17 protein-coding genes and 4 tRNA genes are annotated in these 20,697 nt (G+C 38.2%); 15 read left to right on the forward strand and 6 right to left on the reverse strand.

What is annotated here, in order from left to right:
• Positions 1–491: 491 nt before the first annotated feature.
• The 9 genes from alaS (at position 492) to H4J38_RS06480 (ending at position 8,679) form a co-directional block, all read left to right on the forward strand.
• Entirely contained in the window at positions 492–3,116 is a 2,625-nt protein-coding gene (gene alaS, locus H4J38_RS06440) for an alanine--tRNA ligase (protein WP_182130670.1), read from the forward strand.
• A 510-nt stretch (positions 3,117–3,626) separates the two neighbouring features.
• The gene (csrA, locus tag H4J38_RS06445) at positions 3,627–3,824 is read left to right on the forward strand and encodes a carbon storage regulator CsrA (RefSeq protein ID WP_182130671.1); all 198 of its coding nucleotides are present in this window, start codon (positions 3,627–3,629) and stop codon (positions 3,822–3,824) included.
• 206 nt (positions 3,825–4,030) lie between these two features.
• Positions 4,031–4,122 (forward strand) — tRNA-Ser (locus tag H4J38_RS06450).
• Positions 4,123–4,267: 145 nt separating this feature from the next.
• A tRNA-Arg gene (locus H4J38_RS06455) sits at positions 4,268–4,344 on the forward strand.
• 133 nt (positions 4,345–4,477) lie between these two features.
• Positions 4,478–4,554 (forward strand) — tRNA-Arg (locus H4J38_RS06460).
• Between the two features lie 246 nt (positions 4,555–4,800).
• Positions 4,801–4,877: transfer RNA gene (locus tag H4J38_RS06465), tRNA-Arg, on the forward strand.
• Positions 4,878–5,488: 611 nt separating this feature from the next.
• Positions 5,489–5,761, forward strand: a complete 273-nt coding sequence (locus H4J38_RS06470) for an OadG family transporter subunit (RefSeq protein ID WP_182130672.1) — start codon at positions 5,489–5,491, stop codon at positions 5,759–5,761.
• Positions 5,762–5,770: 9 nt separating this feature from the next.
• Positions 5,771–7,543: a sodium-extruding oxaloacetate decarboxylase subunit alpha gene (gene oadA / locus H4J38_RS06475; RefSeq protein ID WP_182130673.1), complete on the forward strand. Its 1,773-nt coding sequence runs from the start codon at positions 5,771–5,773 to the stop codon at positions 7,541–7,543.
• Positions 7,544–7,551: 8 nt separating this feature from the next.
• On the forward strand, positions 7,552–8,679 hold the full coding sequence (locus H4J38_RS06480; protein WP_182130674.1) for a sodium ion-translocating decarboxylase subunit beta: 1,128 nt from the start codon (positions 7,552–7,554) through the stop codon (positions 8,677–8,679).
• Between the two features lie 83 nt (positions 8,680–8,762).
• Here H4J38_RS06480 and H4J38_RS06485 read toward each other — a convergent pair whose 3' ends face one another.
• From H4J38_RS06485 to H4J38_RS06495, 3 genes are all read right to left on the reverse strand, one after another.
• A complete protein-coding gene (locus H4J38_RS06485) occupies positions 8,763–9,512 on the reverse strand; it encodes a hypothetical protein (protein ID WP_182130675.1) in 750 nt (249 codons plus the stop codon).
• Between the two features lie 100 nt (positions 9,513–9,612).
• Positions 9,613–10,266 carry a pyridoxamine 5'-phosphate oxidase gene (gene pdxH, locus H4J38_RS06490; protein WP_182130676.1) on the reverse strand — a complete coding sequence of 218 codons (654 nt, stop codon included), beginning with the start codon at positions 10,264–10,266 and terminating at the stop codon, positions 9,613–9,615.
• Positions 10,267–10,409: 143 nt separating this feature from the next.
• Positions 10,410–10,592 carry a PA3496 family putative envelope integrity protein gene (locus tag H4J38_RS06495; RefSeq protein ID WP_182130677.1) on the reverse strand — a complete coding sequence of 61 codons (183 nt, stop codon included), beginning with the start codon at positions 10,590–10,592 and terminating at the stop codon, positions 10,410–10,412.
• 426 nt (positions 10,593–11,018) lie between these two features.
• Here H4J38_RS06495 and H4J38_RS06500 point away from each other — a divergent pair, with 426 nt between their 5' ends.
• Entirely contained in the window at positions 11,019–13,319 is a 2,301-nt protein-coding gene (locus tag H4J38_RS06500; RefSeq protein WP_182130678.1) for a tRNA(Met) cytidine acetyltransferase TmcA, read from the forward strand.
• Here H4J38_RS06500 and H4J38_RS17150 read toward each other — a convergent pair.
• Both H4J38_RS17150 and H4J38_RS06505 read right to left on the reverse strand, forming a co-directional pair.
• On the reverse strand, positions 13,316–13,438 hold the full coding sequence (locus tag H4J38_RS17150) for a hypothetical protein (protein ID WP_259365415.1): 123 nt from the start codon (positions 13,436–13,438) through the stop codon (positions 13,316–13,318). The two genes, H4J38_RS06500 and H4J38_RS17150, sit on opposite strands and share 4 nt — an antisense overlap.
• A gap of 86 nt (positions 13,439–13,524) precedes the next feature.
• On the reverse strand, positions 13,525–13,707 hold the full coding sequence (locus H4J38_RS06505) for a hypothetical protein (protein ID WP_182130679.1): 183 nt from the start codon (positions 13,705–13,707) through the stop codon (positions 13,525–13,527).
• Positions 13,708–13,882: 175 nt separating this feature from the next.
• Here H4J38_RS06505 and H4J38_RS06510 point away from each other — a divergent pair, with 175 nt between their 5' ends.
• From H4J38_RS06510 to H4J38_RS06520, 3 genes are all read left to right on the forward strand, one after another.
• Positions 13,883–14,764 carry an ABC transporter ATP-binding protein gene (locus tag H4J38_RS06510; protein ID WP_182130680.1) on the forward strand — a complete coding sequence of 294 codons (882 nt, stop codon included), beginning with the start codon at positions 13,883–13,885 and terminating at the stop codon, positions 14,762–14,764.
• A 1-nt stretch (position 14,765) separates the two neighbouring features.
• Positions 14,766–15,773 carry an ABC transporter permease gene (locus tag H4J38_RS06515; protein ID WP_182130681.1) on the forward strand — a complete coding sequence of 336 codons (1,008 nt, stop codon included), beginning with the start codon at positions 14,766–14,768 and terminating at the stop codon, positions 15,771–15,773.
• Positions 15,774–15,920: 147 nt separating this feature from the next.
• Complete coding sequence (locus H4J38_RS06520; protein ID WP_182130682.1) at positions 15,921–16,307, forward strand: YbaN family protein; 387 nt, start codon at positions 15,921–15,923, stop codon at positions 16,305–16,307.
• A gap of 59 nt (positions 16,308–16,366) precedes the next feature.
• Here the strand turns inward: H4J38_RS06520 and H4J38_RS06525 are convergent, their stop codons facing one another.
• Positions 16,367–16,945 carry a DUF4202 domain-containing protein gene (locus tag H4J38_RS06525; protein WP_182130683.1) on the reverse strand — a complete coding sequence of 193 codons (579 nt, stop codon included), beginning with the start codon at positions 16,943–16,945 and terminating at the stop codon, positions 16,367–16,369.
• Between the two features lie 248 nt (positions 16,946–17,193).
• Between H4J38_RS06525 and H4J38_RS06530 the strand changes: the two genes are divergently transcribed.
• Together H4J38_RS06530 and eno are read left to right on the forward strand one after the other, a co-directional pair.
• Entirely contained in the window at positions 17,194–18,831 is a 1,638-nt protein-coding gene (locus H4J38_RS06530; RefSeq protein ID WP_182130685.1) for a CTP synthase, read from the forward strand.
• Between the two features lie 130 nt (positions 18,832–18,961).
• Positions 18,962–20,260 carry a phosphopyruvate hydratase gene (gene eno / locus H4J38_RS06535; protein WP_182130686.1) on the forward strand — a complete coding sequence of 433 codons (1,299 nt, stop codon included), beginning with the start codon at positions 18,962–18,964 and terminating at the stop codon, positions 20,258–20,260.
• Positions 20,261–20,697: the final 437 nt, after the last annotated feature.

Here is a 20,697-nt window from a genome sequence, read left to right on the forward strand (position 1 = left end):
TAATAAGCTGAATTTATATTGTATTTAAATAAAGCTACTTTACACACCACCATTACTTTGATCTTTTACAGAAGATATTCATGATAAAAGTGACATCAAAAACTGAATTTATGAAGCAATAAAAGAGAGAAATAAAATCTACTTTAGCTTATGTCTTAAAAGAGTATACCTAATAGCAGATCGTTTTGCCGATTATGTATTTAGAAACCAAGTAGATAATGACTATGATTGGCGCTATAGAAAAAATGAATTGGCTGAAAAGGGGATTAGCGAAGAATTTGTACAAAAACTACCAATAAGTTAGCAAATATATTGGTATCTTCAAGCAGAGCTTGCGTATAATAAGCGCCATGGTGCGTCCCTAATAAAAGATTAAAAAAATAAAGCAAAAAGAGTGCGCTTTATGCAATAAGGTGGTTTCTCGATAGATGAAATCATGACACTATTAAACGCTTACACAGATATAATTTTTCGAAAAGTTGGAAATTCAAATGATTGAAACTAGTGCCCAATTGCGTCAGGCATTTTTAGATTTTTATGCCTCTAAGCAGCACCAAATTGTTGCCAGTAGCTCGCTTGTACCTGGTAACGATGCGACATTATTATTCACCAATGCCGGTATGGTGCCATTTAAAGATGTGTTTCTTGGCGATGATGTTCGCAGCTATACTCGAGCCACCTCTGCACAACGTTGTGTGCGCGCTGGTGGTAAGCATAATGATTTAGAAAATGTCGGTTACACAGCTCGTCATCATACCTTTTTCGAAATGCTGGGTAACTTTAGTTTTGGTGATTATTTTAAAGAAGAAGCGATAACTTATTCTTGGGATTTTTTAACCAGCGTATTGGCATTACCAAAAGAAAAATTGCTCGTTACCGTTTATGAAAACGATGACGAAGCCTATAACTATTGGCTAAATGAAATTGGTATACCTGCTGAAAAAATTATTCGTATTGGCGATAAGTCAGCCGATAAAAAGTATGAGTCAGACAACTTTTGGTCTATGGGTGATACTGGCCCTTGTGGACCTTGTTCTGAAATTTTCTATGATCACGGTGAAGATATTTTTGGTGGTCCTCCAGGTTCACCAGATGAAGATGGCGATCGCTTTATCGAAATTTGGAATATAGTTTTCATGCAATACAACCGTCACGCTGACGGCACAATGGAAAATTTACCTAAACCGTCAGTTGATACGGGTATGGGTTTAGAGCGCATTGCCGCAATAACGCAAGGCGTGCACAGCAATTACGAAATTGATATTTTCCAAGGTTTAATTCGTGATACCGCTAAATTACTTGAATGTGACGATTTAGAGCACAAATCATTACGTGTAATTGCCGATCATATTCGTTCATGTAGCTTTTTAATCACCGACGGTGTTATGCCATCGAATGAGGGGCGTGGCTATGTACTACGTCGTATTATTCGCCGTGCTATTCGTCATGGTCATAAACTTGAAGCTAAATCATTTTTCTTCCATAAAATAGTGGCCTCACTTGCAGAGCAAATGGGTGATGCTTACCCTGAGCTTGTTCAGCAACAAGCGGTTATTGAGAAAATTTTACGTATTGAAGAAGAGCAATTCGGTCGCACGTTAGATCGAGGCATGGCGCTATTAGAAGATATTTTATCTGAACTTAAAGGCGATACTATTGCAGGCGATGACGTATTTAAGTTATATGACACTTACGGTTTTCCAGCAGATTTAACCGCTGACATTGCTCGTGAGCGTCAATTGCATATTGATATCGAAGGCTTTGATGCAGCAATGGCTCAACAACGTATTCGCGCTCAAAAAGCTAGCCAGTTTGGTACAGATTATAATGAAACACTTAAGTCAGAACACCGTACTGACTTTAAAGGTTACACTCGTAATGAAATGTCTTCTACCGTTGTTGAGCTATTTAATAATGAATCATCCGTTAAAGAGCTGAACGCAGGCGAAGCGGGTATTGTGGTGCTTGATCAAACGCCATTTTATGCTGAATCAGGTGGGCAAGTAGGTGATAGCGGTACGTTACTGCTTGAAGATGGCATATTTGAAGTAACTGATACATTTAAACTTGGTCATGCATTCGCACACAAAGGTATTGCTCGTAACACTATAAGTGTAAACAGTCGTGTTAAAGCGCAAATTAATAGTGAACGCCGCGCAGCTATCGTTAAAAACCATACGTCTACGCATATATTACACGCCAGTCTTCGTAAAGTATTAGGCGAGCATGTTACGCAAAAAGGCTCATTGTGTGATGCAGAAAAACTACGTTTTGATTTTTCTAACTTTGAACCCGTAACACGTGAAGAGTTAACTACGATTGAACGTATGGTGAATGAACAAATTCGCAGTAATTTAGGTCGTGAAACCAATTTAATGCAAATTGATGAAGCAAAAGAAAAAGGTGCAATGGCCTTATTTGGTGAAAAGTACGACGATGAAGTGCGAGTGGTCACCTTAGGTGATTTCTCAACAGAGCTTTGTGGTGGTGTACACGTTGACCGAACTGGTGATATTGGCTTATTCAAAATCATCTCTGAATCAGGTATTGCTGCTGGTGTTCGCCGAATAGAAGCCGTAACAGGTGAAGCCGCATTAAATTACTTTGCCGCACAAGAACAAACACTAAATACGATTGCAGCGATAGTTAAAACTGACCCGGTTAATGTAGCGAGTAAAGTTGAGCAAGTAATTTTACGCAATAAAGAGTTAGAAAAAGAACTCGCACAATTTAAGCAAAAACTCGCTAGTGAGGCTGGTTCTGACCTAGTTAGTCAAGCTATCGACTTTAATGGTGTTAAAGCACTTATTGCTAATTTAGAGGGCGTAGAAGCTAAATCGCTACGTGGCATGGTCGATGACCTGAAAAATAAAATGGGCTCAGGTATTATTTTATTAGCAACTGCTAGCGACGATAAGGTGAGTTTAATTGCCGGTGTAACCAAAGATCTTATCGGCAAGGTTAAATCTGGCGAATTAGTAAATGTCGCGGCTCAAGAAGTGGGTGGTAAAGGAGGAGGTCGTCCTGACATGGCACAAGCCGGTGGCAGCCAGCCAGAAAACATTGAAGCCGCTTTAAAAGCAGCACAAAGCTGGTTAAAAGATAAGTTGAGCTAATAGGTTCAAAAGTTAAAAAATTGATTTAAGGGGGCGTTTAGCCCCTTTTTTATGCCTTCTTTTAGTGCAGAGAAATAGTGCAGAGAAAAATGTAGCTAAATTTCTAGTGACTATTGCCATAATGATGAGCTTAAAAAATAATAAACAGCATTATGCTTTCGATAATATCCATTCGAGTTGTTAACGAAATGTAAAATTAAATGAGAATAAGCAAAATTTCGATAAAAAATTAACAAAATGTACAGAAATTTACTTATAAGGTGTTTATTGTTTCATTAAGGTTGTTAAAATGACCAGTAATTGCTGCAATTGCATTCTACTCTTGATTTACAAGTTTTCTGTTAAATACTAAAAACCCAATATTGATGAAGGAATCGTCAATGTTTGATAAGTATTTTAGATACTTATTGTAATCTTTAGTGCACTTTTGCAAAAATTAGACTAAATTTAATTTGTTACTAGCTTATATATATTTAGTGGATCTCGTTTTTAAACATAAAGGAAATTAAGATGTTAATATTAACTCGCCGAGTTGGTGAAACGTTGATGATCGGAGACGACGTCACAGTGACAGTGTTAGGGGTGAAAGGCAATCAGGTGCGTATTGGTGTTAACGCTCCAAAAGAAGTGTCGGTTCATCGTGAAGAAATATATATGAGAATTCAATCTGAAAAAGGTGAGGCCGAAGCCTCAGGGAATGAAAGTTAATTATTTTCTCATAATTAAAGCCGACAATTGTCGGCTTTTTTGATCCAGCAATAAAATTTATCGATGCTATTTCAAGGTCTTTTTGGTTAGTTAATGTTGGAAAAATGACCGTGTTGTTTGAATTCTCAACAAACAGTCAAAAAATAGGAATAAAAGCCGAAAAAAGTTTGACTTATTTTTATAATCCCTTATTATTCGCACCCATTGGAGAGGTGGCCGAGTGGCCGAAGGCGCTCCCCTGCTAAGGGAGTATCTGGTTTATCCCGGATCGAGGGTTCGAATCCCTCCCTCTCCGCCATTCTTTTAGATTGGCATCGTAGGAACAACGATATTGAAATAGTTCATTATGAATGTATATAATATTAACTAGGTCGTTTACCTAAGTAGATGTTGTCTAGTTCGTTATCTCTTAAACTAGAGATATAAATAACAGGTTTGAATGAGGACGCGTAGCTCAGCTGGATAGAGTACCTGGCTACGAACCAGGCGGTCGCAGGTTCGACTCCTGCCGCGTCCGCCACTTTTCTTTAAGTGGCTAAATAAAAAAGAGTAGCTAATATTAAAGCTAATCAAAAATAAATATGTGATTTATGTTAATTAGCAATTTGATATGAATTTATCTTGAATCAAGATATAAAATAACGATTGACCGCGGACGCGTAGCTCAGCTGGATAGAGTACCTGGCTACGAACCAGGCGGTCGCAGGTTCGACTCCTGCCGCGTCCGCCACATTAAGAAAACCAGTCTAACGACTGGTTTTTTTTCGCTTTGAGATTTTGTTTAAGATTGAAGCATGATGATAGAATGCTATTATCAAATTAGTTCGCTATCTCCTAAATATGAGATATTAAAAAACAGTTTATTGCGGATGTGTAGTTTAGTTGGATAGATTATCTAACGTTAATGGCTACGAATGCTCTTTATGAGTAAGTTCGTTATCTCCTAAACATGAGATATTAAAAAACAGTTTATTGCGGACGCGTAGCTCAGCTGGATAGAGTACCTGGCTACGAACCAGGCGGTCGCAGGTTCGACTCCTGCCGCGTCCGCCACATTGAGAAAACCAGCCTTATGGCTGGTTTTTTTTCGCCTAAATTACCTTGTAGATAACTTTTCTCTCTACTAATTACTAGCGCATAGTAAGTTTTCGTTCTGATATCACTTTGATTGTTATATCAGTATGACTAATATATTTTTCAACTTTAATATCAGTTGAAAATAAGAGTTCTAAAGCTTTTAATCCTTGCTAAGTGAGTCATAATTCAACCTAATGGTATAAGCAACGATTTAAGTTTTCATAATTTTCGTTCAGAATAAAATTGTAAATATTTTGTCACTAATAATTTTATTTAACTCACCTCATTTTGCCCCACCTAAACTCAACTTAATTGACCAAGTGGTCACACTGTTTGGTATTGCATATTGTATATTATGTTCGATTTTCTTTTTCTAATAACCGCTATTCATGGATTTGATATTGTATACAATCTAGTTGATATACTATTTTCGATGAAGTAAAGATTAAATAGTATTAAATTTAGCTGTTTTTTTAAGCGATTTCAGCTTGACATCGTTTTTTTTCACTAAATTGTAAAAATGTGTTTGCTTTTTATACATTGGAGTGATTATTCTAATTATATAGAAATTGCTTGAGAGTAAAAAAATGGAAAATCTTCAACAGTTATTTATTGAAGCAGGTACTTTAATGCTAACCGGAATGGTCTTTGTTTTTACCTTTTTAGGTTTGTTGATTGTTTTTATCAACGTTGTGCTGGTTAAGTTGGCAAAAAAATATCCTGATGCCATTGTCGAAAGTAGAGCTTCAAGTAAAAGAAATAATAATAAACAAGACGGTAAAAGTGTTTCACCTGCAGTTGTCGCAGCAATATCTTCAGCTGTTAAACAATATCGTCAACAACATTCTGCCCAGAAATAGGAAAAGACCATGACCAAGCCCCTAGGAATAACTGAAGTCGTATTACGTGACGGCCATCAATCATTGCTCGCCACGCGTTTACGCTTGGAAGATATGTTACCCATTGCTGCGAAAATGGATGAAATTGGTTATTGGTCAATTGAATCATGGGGCGGGGCAACTTTTGATTCTTGTATTCGTTATTTAGGAGAAGATCCTTGGGAGCGTATTCGAGCGCTGAAAAAAGCTATGCCAAAAACGAAACAGCAAATGTTATTCCGTGGTCAAAATATTTTAGGTTACCGCCATTATGCGGATGATGTGGTAGAAAAATTTGTTGAACGCGCACATATTAACGGTATTGATGTTTTTAGAATCTTTGATGCGATGAACGATGTGCGTAATTTAGAAACGTCGATTAAAGCAGCGGTTAAGGTTGGCGCACATGCACAAGGTACATTAAGTTATACCGAAAGCCCAGTGCATACTCTTGAAGGCTGGTTAACCATGGCTAAGCAGCTTGAAGACATGGGCGCACACTCTTTGTGTATAAAAGATATGGCTGGCTTATTAAAGCCTTACGATGCTGCTAAATTGATTGGCCGTTTAAAAGAAACGGTATCTTTACCTATTGCACTGCATTGCCATGCCACAACAGGTTTGAGTGTTGCTACACACATGAAAGCCATTGATGCCGATATCGACGTTATTGATACTGCTATTTCATCAATGAGTATGACTTACGGCCATTCACCAACAGAAACTATTGTTTCTATTGTTGAAGGTACACAACGTGATACCGGTTTAGATATGGTGAAGTTAGCCGAAGTTGCTACTTACTTTCGTGATGTTCGTGAAAAATATGCTCAGTTTGAAGGTAGTTTGCGCGGTATCGATGCGCGTATCTTAATAGCACAAGTACCTGGCGGCATGTTAACCAACATGGAAAGCCAATTAAAAGAGCAAGGTGCGGCAGACAAGCTTGATGAAGTACTAACAGAAATTCCAAAAGTACGTAAAGATCTGGGTTATATTCCTCTAGTGACACCTACCTCGCAAATTGTTGGCACGCAAGCGGTATTAAATGTCCTTACCGGTGAGCGTTACAAATCAATTACTAAAGAAACAGCAGGGGTGCTAAAAGGTGAGTATGGCAAAACTGCAGCACCAGTTGATGCTGAATTACAAGCACGTGTGCTCGATGGCAAAGAAGCGATAACTTGTCGCCCAGCAGACTTGCTCGATCCAGAAATGGATAAGTTATCGGTTGAGTTACAACAAATTGCCGAAGAGAAAAATATTACACTAGCTGAAGATACTATCGATGATGTATTAACCTATGCATTATTCCCGCAAATAGGTTTGAAATTTTTAGAAAATCGTAACAACCCAGATGCTTTTGAACCTGCACCGACTAAACCGTTGGCTAAAAGTGCGGCTAAACCTGCAGCAAGTTCAGCAAATACCGGCCCTGAAAGTTACGCGGTAAGTGTCGACGGTAAAGTTTATGACGTGGTTGTAGCGCCTGGTGGCTCTATTGATAATATTCAGACAGCAAGTAAAACACCTGTCGCTGAAAGCTCAACCAGTGGTGAACCTTTAAAAGCACCTTTAGCGGGTAATATTTTCAAAGTGCTTGTCAATGAAGGTGACGAAGTCGAAGCAGGCGAAGTTGTTATCATTATGGAAGCGATGAAAATGGAAACTGAAATTCGGGCAACAAAGGCCGGTGAAATTTCGGCTATTCATACCAAAGAAGGTGACTCAGTTGCCGTTGGTGATATCTTGTTAAGCTTGGTGTAGGAACAACCATGGAATCTTTAAAATTATTGTGGATGTCCACAGGCCTAGCAAACTTTGAGTTAGGCCAAGTGATCATGATGTTGGTTGGTTGTGGTTTACTTTATTTAGCCATTGCCCGTAACTTTGAACCGTTATTGTTAGTGCCAATGGGCTTTGGTGCTATTTTAACGAATATTCCTGTCGCTGGCTTTTCTGAAGCTGGAGGCTTATTACATTTCATTTACTACGCAGGAATCGATACCGGCATATTCCCATTGCTGATCTTTATGGGTGTTGGCGCCATGACCGATTTTGGCGCGCTAATCGCCAATCCTAAAACATTACTATTAGGTGCTGCCGCGCAATTTGGCATATTTGCTACTTTGTTTGGTGCTATAGCATTGAACTTTGTTGGTTTAGATTTTTCTATGAAAGATGCGTCTGCTATCGCCATTATTGGTGGGGCAGATGGTCCAACCGCGATATTCTTGGCATCAAAACTTGCTCCTGATTTACTTGGCGCAATTGCCGTTGCAGCATACTCTTATATGGCGTTAGTACCCATTATTCAGCCGCCAATAATGCGCGCACTAACTACAGAAGATGAACGTAAAATTGAGATGGCACAATTACGTCATGTCACTAAAGTTGAGAAAATTATTTTCCCGCTGGGTGTGTTAATGATGACGATATTCTTTTTACCTGCGGCAACGCCATTAGTGGGCATGTTTTGTCTTGGTAACTTAATGCGCGAATGTGGTGTGGTAGACCGACTTAGTTCAACAGCACAAAATGAGTTAATCAATATTGTTACTATATTCTTAGGTTTAGGCGTAGGTTCTAAGCTAAGTGCAGATCAATTTTTAAATGCGAAAACCCTAGGCATACTCGCCTTAGGCGCGGTAGCTTTTTCTATTGGTACTGCTGCGGGCGTATTAATGGCAAAGTTAATGAATAAAGTAGCCAAAGAAAAAGTTAATCCGCTCATTGGTGCGGCTGGTGTATCTGCGGTGCCAATGGCAGCTCGTGTCGCCAACAAGGTTGGCTTAGAGGCTAATCCGCATAATTTCTTACTTATGCATGCAATGGGTCCAAACGTTGCTGGTGTTTTAGGCTCAGCAGTTGCTGCCGGTATTTTGCTAGCGTTAGTGGGCTAATAAGCTTATCTAAGTCAATTGCAGACAATAAATAAAGAAGCAAGCTCGCTTCTTTATTTATTTTTTAAGCTGAATAAAACTTACTAATTGATTACCTGACCTGAATTTTCCATTGAAGTGTAATGAATAAATTCACTGAAAAATTGTTCATTGTCTAAGTTGAGTAATAACAAATCTAATTGTGCTTTTAGCTTTAAACCCATTGGCGTATTAGGTACAGCTAAACTAGCCGGCACAATGCCCATGTTTTTATAATATATATCTTTAATCCCTGAGGCTTTTATTGCCGTCATTGTTGAAGCTCGTTCGAATAAAATTACTTTCAAACGCCCTAGTGCTAACATTTTAACTAATTGCTCTAAGCTGCTTACCTCAACAAATTTATCCACTGAAACATCTATTATTTCTGCAAAAAATTCAGCATTACCGAGCAGTGTACCAATACTGGCTTCAGGCAACTCCTCAACGTTAAAATAACTCTTATTCAAAGAAAAAAAGTCAACACAGGTGTCTATGTGCCAATCAAGTTCTACGCCAAACTCATAGAAATTTTGTGTTTCTAATTGAAAAGGAGTTAAGCCAATAAGTTGTAGTCGTTCACTTTGTAAATCTTTTTTAGCTCTGGCATACGTCATTAACTGAAAATTAAAGTTAAGATCAGTAGTGTCCGATAATCCACTGAGAAAATTGATGACTAAACCGCTGCCATCATCATTAATTAACGGTGGAAATGGTTCAATGCCAACGGTAATTTCTTGTGAGTAACTCAAGTGATTATATGAAATAAAGAAATAAATAATTGAAATAGAAAATAAACGGATTAAATTCCTCACAAAAACTCCAAAATTGTTTATTAAATAACAATATATCACAGGGTAAACACACAAGTGCTTTATTGTATTTTTATTTGCAGGGTTAAATATTGGTGAATGTCTAAGGCTGTAGTTTGAAGTTTTTCCACTGAGTATCTTGCTTTTCAAAACAAACCCGATCATGTAAGCGGCTAGCTCTACCTTGCCAAAACTCAATGTAGTTTGGTTTTATACGCCAACCGCCCCAAAATTCAGGTAAGGGAACGTCTTTACCGGCAAATTTTTTCGTATAGTAATCAACGTTATCTGCAAGTTCAGTATCGGTTAGAATTTTAGCACTTTGTTTAGACGCCCAAGCGCCAATTTGGCTGCCACGACCACGGCTATGAAAGTATTTTGCTGACTGCTCAGCACTGACTTTTTCAACATAGCCTTCAATACGAATTTGACGTTGTAATACATTCCAGTGAAATAACAACGCTATTTTGTCATTTTCATTCAGTTCTTGGCTCTTTCGACTGTTGTAATTGGTATAGAATATAAAACCGTCTTGATTAAACTCTTTTAATAACACCATACGGCAGCTTGGCTGGCCGTCTTGACTTACGCTGCTAACTGACATTGCTTCAGGTAATAAAATGCCTGATTTATGTGCCTCGTCAAACCATAGTTTAAATAGCGCAAAAGGATCGGCGTTATTGTCAATTGCGGGCAAAGGCAAGGCAACGCCCTGACCAAAGGTGAATAAGCAGCGCAATTTTTCGAATAAAGTCATAGTGTCGGTAATTAAGTCGTGTAAATATCAGCCTTATGATAGCATTTTTGGATCATAAGCAAAGAGTTAGCGGTAAATTACTACTGATAATCGTAGTAATATTTTATAAATGAAAAGCTGTTGTTAAGCGCTATCAATGTCACTTATTCGATATCCCAATCATCAGCGTCGTCTAGTAAATATTTCAGACGTTTTTGTTCTAATAAATTTTCAATGCGCTTTCTTACTTCGTTGTTATGAGCGGCCTGCTCACTTTTAGATAAGTCTTGGTCATAACTTTCTTGCTCAACGTCAGGGATAGGGTCATCGGTTAAATCATCGTTCATTTTTTATACCTACGGCTTTTACAGTATCTGCTGCAATGACAATAAATAGTGGCCTAAGCATCTTAATTCTAGCCAAGTGTTAATTTAATAATTTGTATTCATTGCCATCATGCATAGTATTTTAGATTCGCGATATATTAAAATGACTAATTTATAATCACACTGCATATAGCGAAGTTTTATACCCGTTCTACTGAAAAATCTACGCTGTATCTTGCAGTTAAACTGTATGTAATTTGAACATAGGCAACTAATGCCGGATTTTCAACTAATTATTTTTTCATTTCAACAAAAATATTATACTAAAAGTACTTGTTGCTGATCTTCTATGCTGATTTACTGTCGCGCAGTTATTTAGCTATGGTTAGCGCTCTGATAGACTATAGAAATTGGTGTTAGCCAAGGTGTTTCTTAAGGTTGAATTGAATGTTGAAAAATAAATTTTCTCGCTGGTGTTGGCAGTTACAGCAAATAACGCAGGCTAAACGCTGGCGTAGTTTACTTGTATTAGTGGGTGATGAACTTTGGACGGGACAAAAACTTGAAGCAAGTTTATCTGCTTTTTTATCAGCCGAAAACTCTAGCGCCACATCTGAAAAACAAGGTCTTGTTTATGGTGATATTACCAATATTAGTTATGCTAAACAGCTCATTTCAGTCAATCGAAAAAACTTTGCCCAATATTTAGGTACTGAGCAAAACGTTATTGTATTTTCGGCAGAAAATAATGCAGAGAATAATACTATCAGTTCTACAAGTAATTTTGATGTAGATGCTTTTGCCGCACTTTCAGGTACCTTAGTTGCCGGTGGCGTTTTTGTACTTTTACTCAAGCCTTCGCAAGTCGACCAACTTAACCATGTTCAATCAAAAGACTACTTTCTCCAGCGCTTTATAAGGCAATTAGCCAGTGAATACTGCTATTTAATTAGACAAGAAGCGACTGAACTTCCAACGTTATTGTCTTTGAATATAATCGAAAAAACACCATCATATACTACTGATATTGCACTACTAACAAGCACTAATTATGTGAAAATTCTGCCCTATGGCTGTATTACACAAGAACAAGTTTTAGCCGTTGAGGCTATGCTTAAAGTATTATCGGGTCATAGAGATAGGCCGTTAGTGCTAACCGCTGATCGCGGTCGAGGCAAGTCTTCAGCATTAGCACTTGCGGCGTGTCAGATGCTAGCTAACGCTAAACAGCCGCAAAAAATTATAATTACAGCAGCAAGTAAACAAGCACTTAAGGTGTTTTTTCAGCAAGTAGAGCAACATTTACCTGATGCTAAGGTGCGGGCAACTCATGTTGAGCATTCTAATGGCAGCATTGTTTTCTGTCCTATTGACCTTTTATTAAAAGAGCAACCCGAAGCGAGTATTGTGATGGTTGACGAAGCCGCTGCAATTCCAGTTTATCTTCTGCAACAATTACTCAGTTATTATCATCGCTTAATATTTGCCAGCACTATTCACGGTTATGAAGGCGCAGGACGCGGTTTTAGTATTAAGTTTCAACAGGTTTTACAGCGATTGATGCCCAATTGGCGCAACATGCACATTCATGAGCCTATTCGTTGGGCCATTGATGATCCGCTTGAGCAATTTGTTTTCGATAGTTGTTTGCTAAACGCTACATTGCCAAGTTATGAACATAGCTTACTGGCTTTGAATAAAACTGTTGTCGCGGTTAATAAAACCGAAGAGCAAGGTGCTTCGCTTCCGCAAGATATTTCACACAATTTTTCTCACACTATTTCTAACAAAAATTTAGAAATCGAGCTTGTTAGTGCTGCACAATTACTGCAACACGAAGCACTTTTACAGCAAGTTTTCGCGGTGTTAGTAACAGCTCACTATCAAACATCACCCAGTGACCTGAAGTTACTGTTGAATAATAGCGCTATTTCATTGTTTGTACTTAAACATGAAAGCGATATTTTAGGTGTAGCTATGCTCATGCGAGAAGGGCAAGCAGACGATAAACTAGTTGTACAGGTTCTTGAAAATCAGCGTCGTTTACGCGATCAGTTTTTACCGCAGTCATTACTTATGCATTGTGGTATTAAAGAAAGCTTTAACTATAGTTATCAGCGAGTCATGCGTATTGCTATTCACCCTCAGTTGCAAGGACAAGGTTTAGGTACGCAGTTTTTAAACGGCATTGAACAGCAAGTTTCTGCACAAGGTGTTGATTTTATAGGCGCTAGTTTTGCGAGTAATGCGACTTTAGTTAAGTTTTGGCAGCAAGCTGGTTTTAGCGTGGCTCGAGTTGGCTTTAGTAAGGATAAAGCCAGTGGCGAACATTCTTGTTTAGTTACTAAAGCGTTATTACCAAATGCGAGGCCTTTACAGCAAGTTATTGCTCAGCAGTTTTATCAACAATTTGATTATTGGTTAACTGATGAGTTTAAGTATATGCCGGTTAAATTAGTTTGGCAGTTACTTAATGGTAACGCCGAGCTGAAAAGTTTGATGCTGTCGAATGATGTTATGCAAAGTGTTAACGACTTTACTTCTGGTCAACGTCAATTTAGCAGTTGTGTTTATGCCTTACACCTTTGGCTATTAAAACACTGTACTGAGCAGTATGACCCTGAAGTTTTACCCTTACTTGCGCGTATTTTACAAAAGCATAATATTGAACAAGTTTGTCAGCAGTATGGCTTTACCGGTAAAAAAGCATTAAACCAGCAGCTGATTAACTATATTAGCGCGCATTAAACCGCAACAGAATAAGTGGTCGCTATTTGATGAAAGTATTCGTGCTGAACAACAGCATTGATACCTAGACATGTTTTTGCCAGTAACTGTTTGTTAGCTGACGGGTGGTAGTTAGACATAAAATTTTTTAACCATTCTGCTAACCAAGCCTATAAATAATAAATATCATCGCTAAATAATTTTGTAGTCATATTATAACTCCGCTTTATTTAAAACTGGCGCTTAAATTCAACAAAGACTGCCATAATGTTTTACGGGCATTGTTGTCTAGGCATCTGCAGTTTTTGCCCGTTAACGCTCCCGAGCTAATTAATTGTGCTAACAATACGGTTGATATTTCAACTTGGGCTTTACCCTTGCTTATCCCATCTACTTGTCTAAATCCCATGATTATTCCTTATTGTTTTTTATTAGTTATGACTAAAACTCACTTGATAAAAACAATAATTGAAAATAACCATTAATGCAAATGATAATTATTATCATTTGTGAATTGAGCTATTCTGGTATTAATATTTTTAATCAGCCGCTAGAATGTGACTGAGGTTTTATTGAGGTGTGCCATGCAAGAAGTTATTCGGGTTGAGAACTTAACCAAAAGTTATAAAGATGTTGTTGCAGTAAATAATATCAACTTCACCATTCAAAAGGGTCATTGTTTTGGTCTACTTGGGCCCAATGGTGCTGGAAAAACTACCACGATTGAAATCATGGAAGGCATCATCAAAGCGACAACAGGCCAAGTGTTTTATTATGGTAAGCCTATTGATGAGTCGATGTCGCAACAAATTGGCATTCAATTTCAGCATACCGCTTTACAAGATTTTCTCACCGTTAAAGAAACCTTAAATCTATTTACCGCGTTTTATCAACATACCGTGCCACATGAAGAATTAATTGAATTATGTGATTTAAGTGAGTTTTTAAACCGAGATAATCGCCTGCTATCGGGCGGGCAGCGTCAGCGATTACTACTGGCGCTAGCATTAATTAATGACCCCGATATTGTTTTTCTGGATGAACCCACTACAGGGTTAGACCCCCAAGCGAGGCGCAACTTTTGGCAATTAATAAAAAATATCAAAGCGCGAAATAAAACTGTGGTGCTAACCACGCATTATATGGACGAAGCACAGCAATTGTGTGATGACGTGTTAATTATGGACCATGGTCAAGTGATTGCTCGCGGCACGCCAAGGCAATTACTTAATCAACATTTTGATGAAGTATTCATTTATTTGCCAGCGGAGCAAGTGCCTGATGAGCTTTGTCAGCAATTAAATTGGCAGGTGCATGAACAGCAGGTAGAAATTACCACCGCTGATGTCGAAGCCACTATTGCATTATTACTAGCTCAAAAAGTTTCGCTCGCAGGGTTACATGTTAAATCACCTAATTTGGATGATTTGTTTTTAAAACTTACTGGCCATTCATTGAGGGATTAAAATGATTAACTTTTCACGATTTTTTGCCGTGTTTAAAGCACGAAATATTGAGTTTTTTCGTGATCGTTCATCACTGGGCTGGAATTTACTTTTTCCGATATTAATGCTGGTAGGTTTGTCGTTTGTTTTCTCAGGTGATGGTCGTGCAGTTTATAAAGTCGGGGTGTTAAATTTAGCGCAAAGCCAATCAAAATTTCTAGATACCAAGTTTATTAGTTTTATTGATTACCAAGACACAGCGATAGCGAAAGTTAAACTAGAGCAACACAGCATTGACTTGTTGGTTGATTTTAATGCTCAACAGTATTGGGTTAACCAAGGCGCTCCTAATAGTTACTTGGTGGAAAAAATATTTTTAAATGATCATAAAAATTACCTGCGTATTGAAACTCAAGGTAAAAAAATTCGTTATGTTGACTGGGTATTACCCGGTATTTTAGGCATGAATATGATGTTTAGCTGCTTATTTGGTGTTGGATATGTCATCGTTCGTTATCGTAAAAATGCCGTGTTAAAGCGATTAAAAGCTACACCACTATCGGCATTGGAATTTGTTTCAGCGCAATTAGTTTCACGGTTATTTATTGTGATGTTTTTATCGACAGTGGTTTATATCGGTTGTAACCTATTTTTTGATTTCTACATGCTAGGTAGTTACTTTGATTTATTTCTTATTGCTACCTTAGGGGCATTTAGTTTGATTACTTTAGGATTATTAGTTGCTAGTCGTAGCAAAAGTGAAGAATTAATTGGCGGCTTATTAAACTTAAGTTCATGGCCGATGATGTTGTTATCAGGCGTTTGGTTTAGCTTAGAGGGCGCGCCTAATTCGGTGAAAGTATTTGCCGATTTTTTACCTTTAACGCATTTAGTTGCCGGCGCTCGGAAAATTATTACTGAAGGGGCTACTTTATCGGATATTAGCTATCACGTGACTATTTTAATGATAATGATCGCAGTGTTTTTAACGTTAGGCGCCTATTTCTTTAGCTGGAACACTGAGCGTTAAACGATTACATTATATATTAATTATGATAATTGGCAGTTATAGCTAAGCTTTTATTAAGTAATGCTCTCATCAGTCAATACCTCACCAACAACTAGTTTAATCAGTCAGTAGTTTTCATCAGTAAAAGGTTAGCATCGTGGTTTTGATATGCTTTTAAAAGTAGCGGGAATATTTTGTGTTGTCTTGGCCTTTATTGGCGCCTTTTTGCCTCTGTTGCCAACCACTCCTTTTTTATTGGTTGCGGCCGCATGCTTTGCTAAGTCGTCGCCACGAATGCATAAAATGTTAACAGAGAATAAGGTTTTTGGCCCGATGATTTATCATTGGCAGCAATCACGTAGTATTCCAAAAAGAGCAAAAGTGATGGCATTAAGCGCTATTTTTATTGCTGTAGTATGGTCGTGTTATGTTTTGCCAACAGTTTGGTTGAAAGTGTTAGTTGTTGCTTTGGTTGTTTGGCCATTCGTTTTTCTCTGGCGCTTACCCGTTACTGAAAATAATGCGGCAACGAGGACAAGGCCAGGAAAATATTAGCTCTAAAAACTCAGCTTTAAAAACCATCGAAAGTTAGGGATAAATATAGCGGCTAAATTTTAAGCTAACGCCTTGCCAACCAGTTGTGCTAAGTGTGGTGGTAGCGTTAAGCTTAAGGCAATCTCTTGACCTTGTGTTGACATTTTTCGCCAGGTCAGTTGCACAATACGTATAATTTTTTCTTCTTTATGTTTCGCGGCAAAGGCATCAAAGTAATATTGTAAAAACACTAAACAAGCCACGTCTTCTAATGTTTGGCTTTCACTGTTCGATTTTAAATTTTCTTTACGAATAATAGCAGCAGTAATTTCTGCTGCGTCTTCACTATAACCATACTCAAGCATCAAGGCTTTAGCGGTTGCTGCATGAAAAATACCTAATTCCTTGCGCCAGGTTAAATAACCTTTTTTGCCCATGGCGAAGTCAGCACGTTGTAAATGCCAACGTTTTACATGTTGCGCCCGAACTGCTATCTGTAAGTTTTCGTGCGCATCAGGCCAATACTTATCAAGGAAAGTTGACATATGTTGGCCGTATAATAACTCTTTTGGGTGGCTGATGCCGTCAACAATCGTGGTATTGATATCTGCTTCATTGATTTTGTCTATGGCACTTAAAACGCTTTGCAATTGAGTCATAGTGATTGGCTTAATATATTTTAGGAAAAAGTAAAAACTCAGTTTACTCCGTTTTTAAGATATAAACACTTGTTGATCATCAATAACGTCACAATCTATTAAATTTTGTGCAACTAGATGCAATGATCATATTGTTGTGAAGGCGGCTTTTAAGTATAATGCTTTCCCGTCCTACTAAATTCATTTGTTTGCAAAATATCAAATCAATTTAGTGCAAAATTTCTGTTTTTCCTGACTCTGGGTATCGCATGACAACTAGATATATTTTTGTTACTGGCGGCGTTGTATCGTCTCTTGGTAAAGGTATTGCTGCAGCATCATTAGCGGCAATTCTCGAAGCACGTGGTTTAAAAGTTACCATGTTAAAACTTGACCCCTATATAAATGTTGATCCGGGCACAATGAGCCCAATTCAACATGGTGAAGTTTTTGTTACTGAAGATGGTGCAGAGACAGATCTAGATTTAGGTCATTACGAGCGTTTCATTCGTACCAAAATGACCAAGCGCAATAACTTCACTACGGGGCGTATCTATCAAGATATTCTAGCACGCGAGCGTAAAGGTGAATTTTTAGGTGCCACTATTCAAGTTATTCCTCACATTACTAACGACATAAAACGTCGGGTAATTGAAGGGGCTGAAGGTTACGATATTGCGATGGTTGAAATTGGCGGCACGGTGGGTGATATTGAATCACAACCGTTCTTAGAAGCCATTCGTCAACTAGGCGTTGAGCTAGGCCGTGAACGTGCAATGTTTATGCACTTAACCTTAGTGCCTTATATTGCTGCAGCTGGCGAAATTAAAACTAAACCTACACAACATTCTGTTAAAGAGTTACGTTCTATTGGTATTTTTCCAGATATTTTAGTTTGTCGAAGTGAACGTGCCATTCCAGCCAATGAACGCGCTAAAATATCACTATTTACTAATGTAGAAGGCAAAGCTGTTATTTCACTGCGTGATGTTGACTCTATTTATAAAGTACCAGCCTTACTTAAAGCGCAAGGTGCTGACGAGTTAGTGGTTCAACGTTTTGGTCTTGATGTGCCAGAAGCAGACTTATCTGATTGGGAACAAGTACTCTACAAAGAAGCTAACCCATCAGGCGAAGTTGTTATTGGCATGGTGGGTAAATACACCGAATTACCTGATGCATATAAGTCAGTAAACGAAGCGTTAAAGCACGCAGGTATTCAAAACCAAGTAAAAGTTAAAATTCAATATATTGACTCACAAGATGTTGAGTCTAGAGGTGTTGAAATATTTAAAGACTTAGATGCTATATTAGTGCCAGGCGGTTTTGGTGAGCGTGGTGTTGAGGGTAAAATTTTAACTGCACAATATGCTCGCGAAAACAAAATACCTTATTTAGGTATTTGTTTAGGTATGCAAGTAGCATTGATTGAATATGCCCGTAATGTTGCCGGCTTAACAGACGCTCATAGCACTGAATTTAATGCTGAAACACCGCACCCTGTTGTTGGTTTAATTAATGAATGGCTAGATGAAGAAGGCAAAGTAGAATACCGAAATGCTGAATCTGACTTGGGTGGCACCATGCGCTTAGGGTCACAATTGTGTCACATTGTGAAAGGTACCAAGGCATATGACGTATATGGTAGTGAAACAATTTATGAGAGACATCGTCATCGTTTTGAGGTAAATAATAACTACCGCGAACAATTAAGCAAAGCTGGCTTAGTGTTCTCGGGACTATCTACGGATAAAACCTTAGTTGAGGTGATTGAAAATCCTAATCACCCTTGGTTTATTGCTGGGCAGTTCCATCCCGAGTTTACGTCAACTCCTCGTGATGGTCACCCGCTTTTTACTGGCTTTGTTGCTGCCGCTTTTGAACATCAAAAACAGCAATCAAGTTAAACCTAACTAATGAAAACCGTAGCTTATTGTTGCGGTTTTTTTTAAGCTGTTTTTTTAAGCTAAAATCTAAACCAATTTAATTTATCGTTTATAACCTGCCATGTGCAGCTAGTAAGGAATAGGGAATATAATGTCGAATATTAGTAAAATTATCGCTCGCGAAATCATGGACTCTCGTGGTAACCCAACTGTTGAAGCTGACGTTTATTTAGAATCTGGTGCATGGGGTCGAGCTGCAGCTCCTTCTGGCGCATCAACAGGTTCTCGTGAAGCGCTTGAATTACGTGACGGCGACAAAGCACGTTACTTAGGTAAGGGTGTTTTAAAAGCCGTTTCTGCTGTTAACAACGAAATTGCGAATGCGCTAAAAGGCAAAAATGCTTTAGAGCAAGCGAACATAGATCAAATCATGATTGATTTAGACGGTACAGAAAACAAAGAAGTTTTCGGTGCTAATGCCATTCTTGCTGTTTCATTAGCGACAGCTAAAGCCGCCGCAATGGACAAGAAAGTGCAATTATTTGAGCACATTGCTGATCTTAACGGCACGCCGGGTCAATACTCACTACCATTACCTATGATGAACATCATTAATGGTGGCGAACATGCTGACAACAACGTTGATATTCAAGAATTTATGGTGCAACCTGTTGGTGCTAAAAGCTTTAAAGAAGCACTGCGTATGGGTGCTGAAATTTTCCATGCCTTGAAAAAAGTATTGTCGGCAAAAGGTTTAAATACTGCTGTTGGTGATGAAGGTGGTTTTGCCCCAGATTTAGCATCAAATGCTGATGCTTTAGCGGTAATCAAAGAAGCTGTTGCCGCGGCGGGTTACGAATTAGGTAAAGACGTAACCTTAGCAATGGATTGTGCTGCTTCTGAGTTTTATGATGCTGATAAAGGTATTTATGACCTTAAAGGTGAAGGTAAGCAATTCACGGCTAACGAATTCTCTGATTTCTTAGCAACACTTTGTGAAGAATACCCAATTATTTCAATTGAAGACGGCTTAGACGAGTCAGATTGGGACGGTTTTGCCTACCAAACTAAATTACTAGGCGATAAAGTTCAAATCGTTGGAGATGATTTATTCGTTACCAACACTAAAATTCTAGCGCGTGGTATTGAAAACGGTATTGGTAACTCTATCTTAATCAAGTTCAACCAAATCGGAACATTAACTGAAACGTTAGCTGCTATCAAAATGGCGAAAGATGCTGGCTTTACTGCGGTAATCTCTCATCGCTCGGGTGAAACTGAAGATGCTACTATCGCTGATTTAGCGGTTGGTACAGCGGCAGGTCAAATTAAAACCGGTTCTTTATGTCGTTCTGACCGTGTTGCTAAGTACAACCAATTGTTACGTATTGAAGAATTTCTAGGCGATAAAGCTATATTTAATGGTTTGTCAGAAGTTAAAGGCCAATAATCACAAGTTTTTTGCTAAGTTAACCTCAGCATATCAAACTAAAGGGCCTAGGTTATTCTCACTGATACTTGTCAGATGCGTGAAACCTCCTTTTTTTTATCACCATGCTGCTAATTAAGCGTTATTCAAATATTATAAAAGCCACTCTATGAGTGGCTTTTTCGTGTAAAGTTAAAAAAACCTAATGCTGATAGGAAAGCTATTTTCACTCTTTATTTACAAACATAAACGTTTTTAGGTTAAAGTCTATGTAGTCGTAGATCGGCAAGCATTAACAACCCAGTATGCAAAGCTATTCATTGAACTATCAAACTAACTTGCGCGACTGGTTGCCAATATAGAACGCAGTTGTTAGCCCTAACTAGCTTAATTTTTAATAAGAAGGTTTTGACCATAAGCATAAATATCCGTTTATTTTGCAATTGGCATGAAGCTTC

The sequence above is a fragment of the Colwellia sp. BRX10-3 genome, from assembly GCF_014077505.1.
Taxonomy (GTDB): domain Bacteria; phylum Pseudomonadota; class Gammaproteobacteria; order Enterobacterales; family Alteromonadaceae; genus Cognaticolwellia.

Excerpts from the sequence above, each read along its gene's own strand:
- csrA (WP_182130671.1), top strand. The coding sequence starts at position 3,627 with ATGTTAATATTAACTCGCCGAGTTGGTGAAACGTTGATGATCGGAGAC.
- H4J38_RS06480 (WP_182130674.1), top strand. The coding sequence starts at position 7,552 with ATGGAATCTTTAAAATTATTGTGGATGTCCACAGGCCTAGCAAACTTT.
- H4J38_RS06495 (WP_182130677.1), bottom strand. The coding sequence starts at position 10,592 with ATGAACGATGATTTAACCGATGACCCTATCCCTGACGTTGAGCAAGAA.
- H4J38_RS06505 (WP_182130679.1), bottom strand. The coding sequence starts at position 13,707 with ATGGGATTTAGACAAGTAGATGGGATAAGCAAGGGTAAAGCCCAAGTT.
- H4J38_RS06510 (WP_182130680.1), top strand. The coding sequence starts at position 13,883 with ATGCAAGAAGTTATTCGGGTTGAGAACTTAACCAAAAGTTATAAAGAT.
- pdxH (WP_182130676.1), bottom strand. The coding sequence starts at position 10,266 with ATGACTTTATTCGAAAAATTGCGCTGCTTATTCACCTTTGGTCAGGGC.
- H4J38_RS06520 (WP_182130682.1), top strand. The coding sequence starts at position 15,921 with ATGCTTTTAAAAGTAGCGGGAATATTTTGTGTTGTCTTGGCCTTTATT.
- H4J38_RS06530 (WP_182130685.1), top strand. The coding sequence starts at position 17,194 with ATGACAACTAGATATATTTTTGTTACTGGCGGCGTTGTATCGTCTCTT.
- oadA (WP_182130673.1), top strand. The coding sequence starts at position 5,771 with ATGACCAAGCCCCTAGGAATAACTGAAGTCGTATTACGTGACGGCCAT.
- H4J38_RS17150 (WP_259365415.1), bottom strand. The coding sequence starts at position 13,438 with ATGTCTAACTACCACCCGTCAGCTAACAAACAGTTACTGGCAAAAACA.
- H4J38_RS06500 (WP_182130678.1), top strand. The coding sequence starts at position 11,019 with ATGTTGAAAAATAAATTTTCTCGCTGGTGTTGGCAGTTACAGCAAATA.
- alaS (WP_182130670.1), top strand. The coding sequence starts at position 492 with ATGATTGAAACTAGTGCCCAATTGCGTCAGGCATTTTTAGATTTTTAT.
- H4J38_RS06470 (WP_182130672.1), top strand. The coding sequence starts at position 5,489 with ATGGAAAATCTTCAACAGTTATTTATTGAAGCAGGTACTTTAATGCTA.
- H4J38_RS06525 (WP_182130683.1), bottom strand. The coding sequence starts at position 16,945 with ATGACTCAATTGCAAAGCGTTTTAAGTGCCATAGACAAAATCAATGAA.
- H4J38_RS06515 (WP_182130681.1), top strand. The coding sequence starts at position 14,766 with ATGATTAACTTTTCACGATTTTTTGCCGTGTTTAAAGCACGAAATATT.
- eno (WP_182130686.1), top strand. The coding sequence starts at position 18,962 with ATGTCGAATATTAGTAAAATTATCGCTCGCGAAATCATGGACTCTCGT.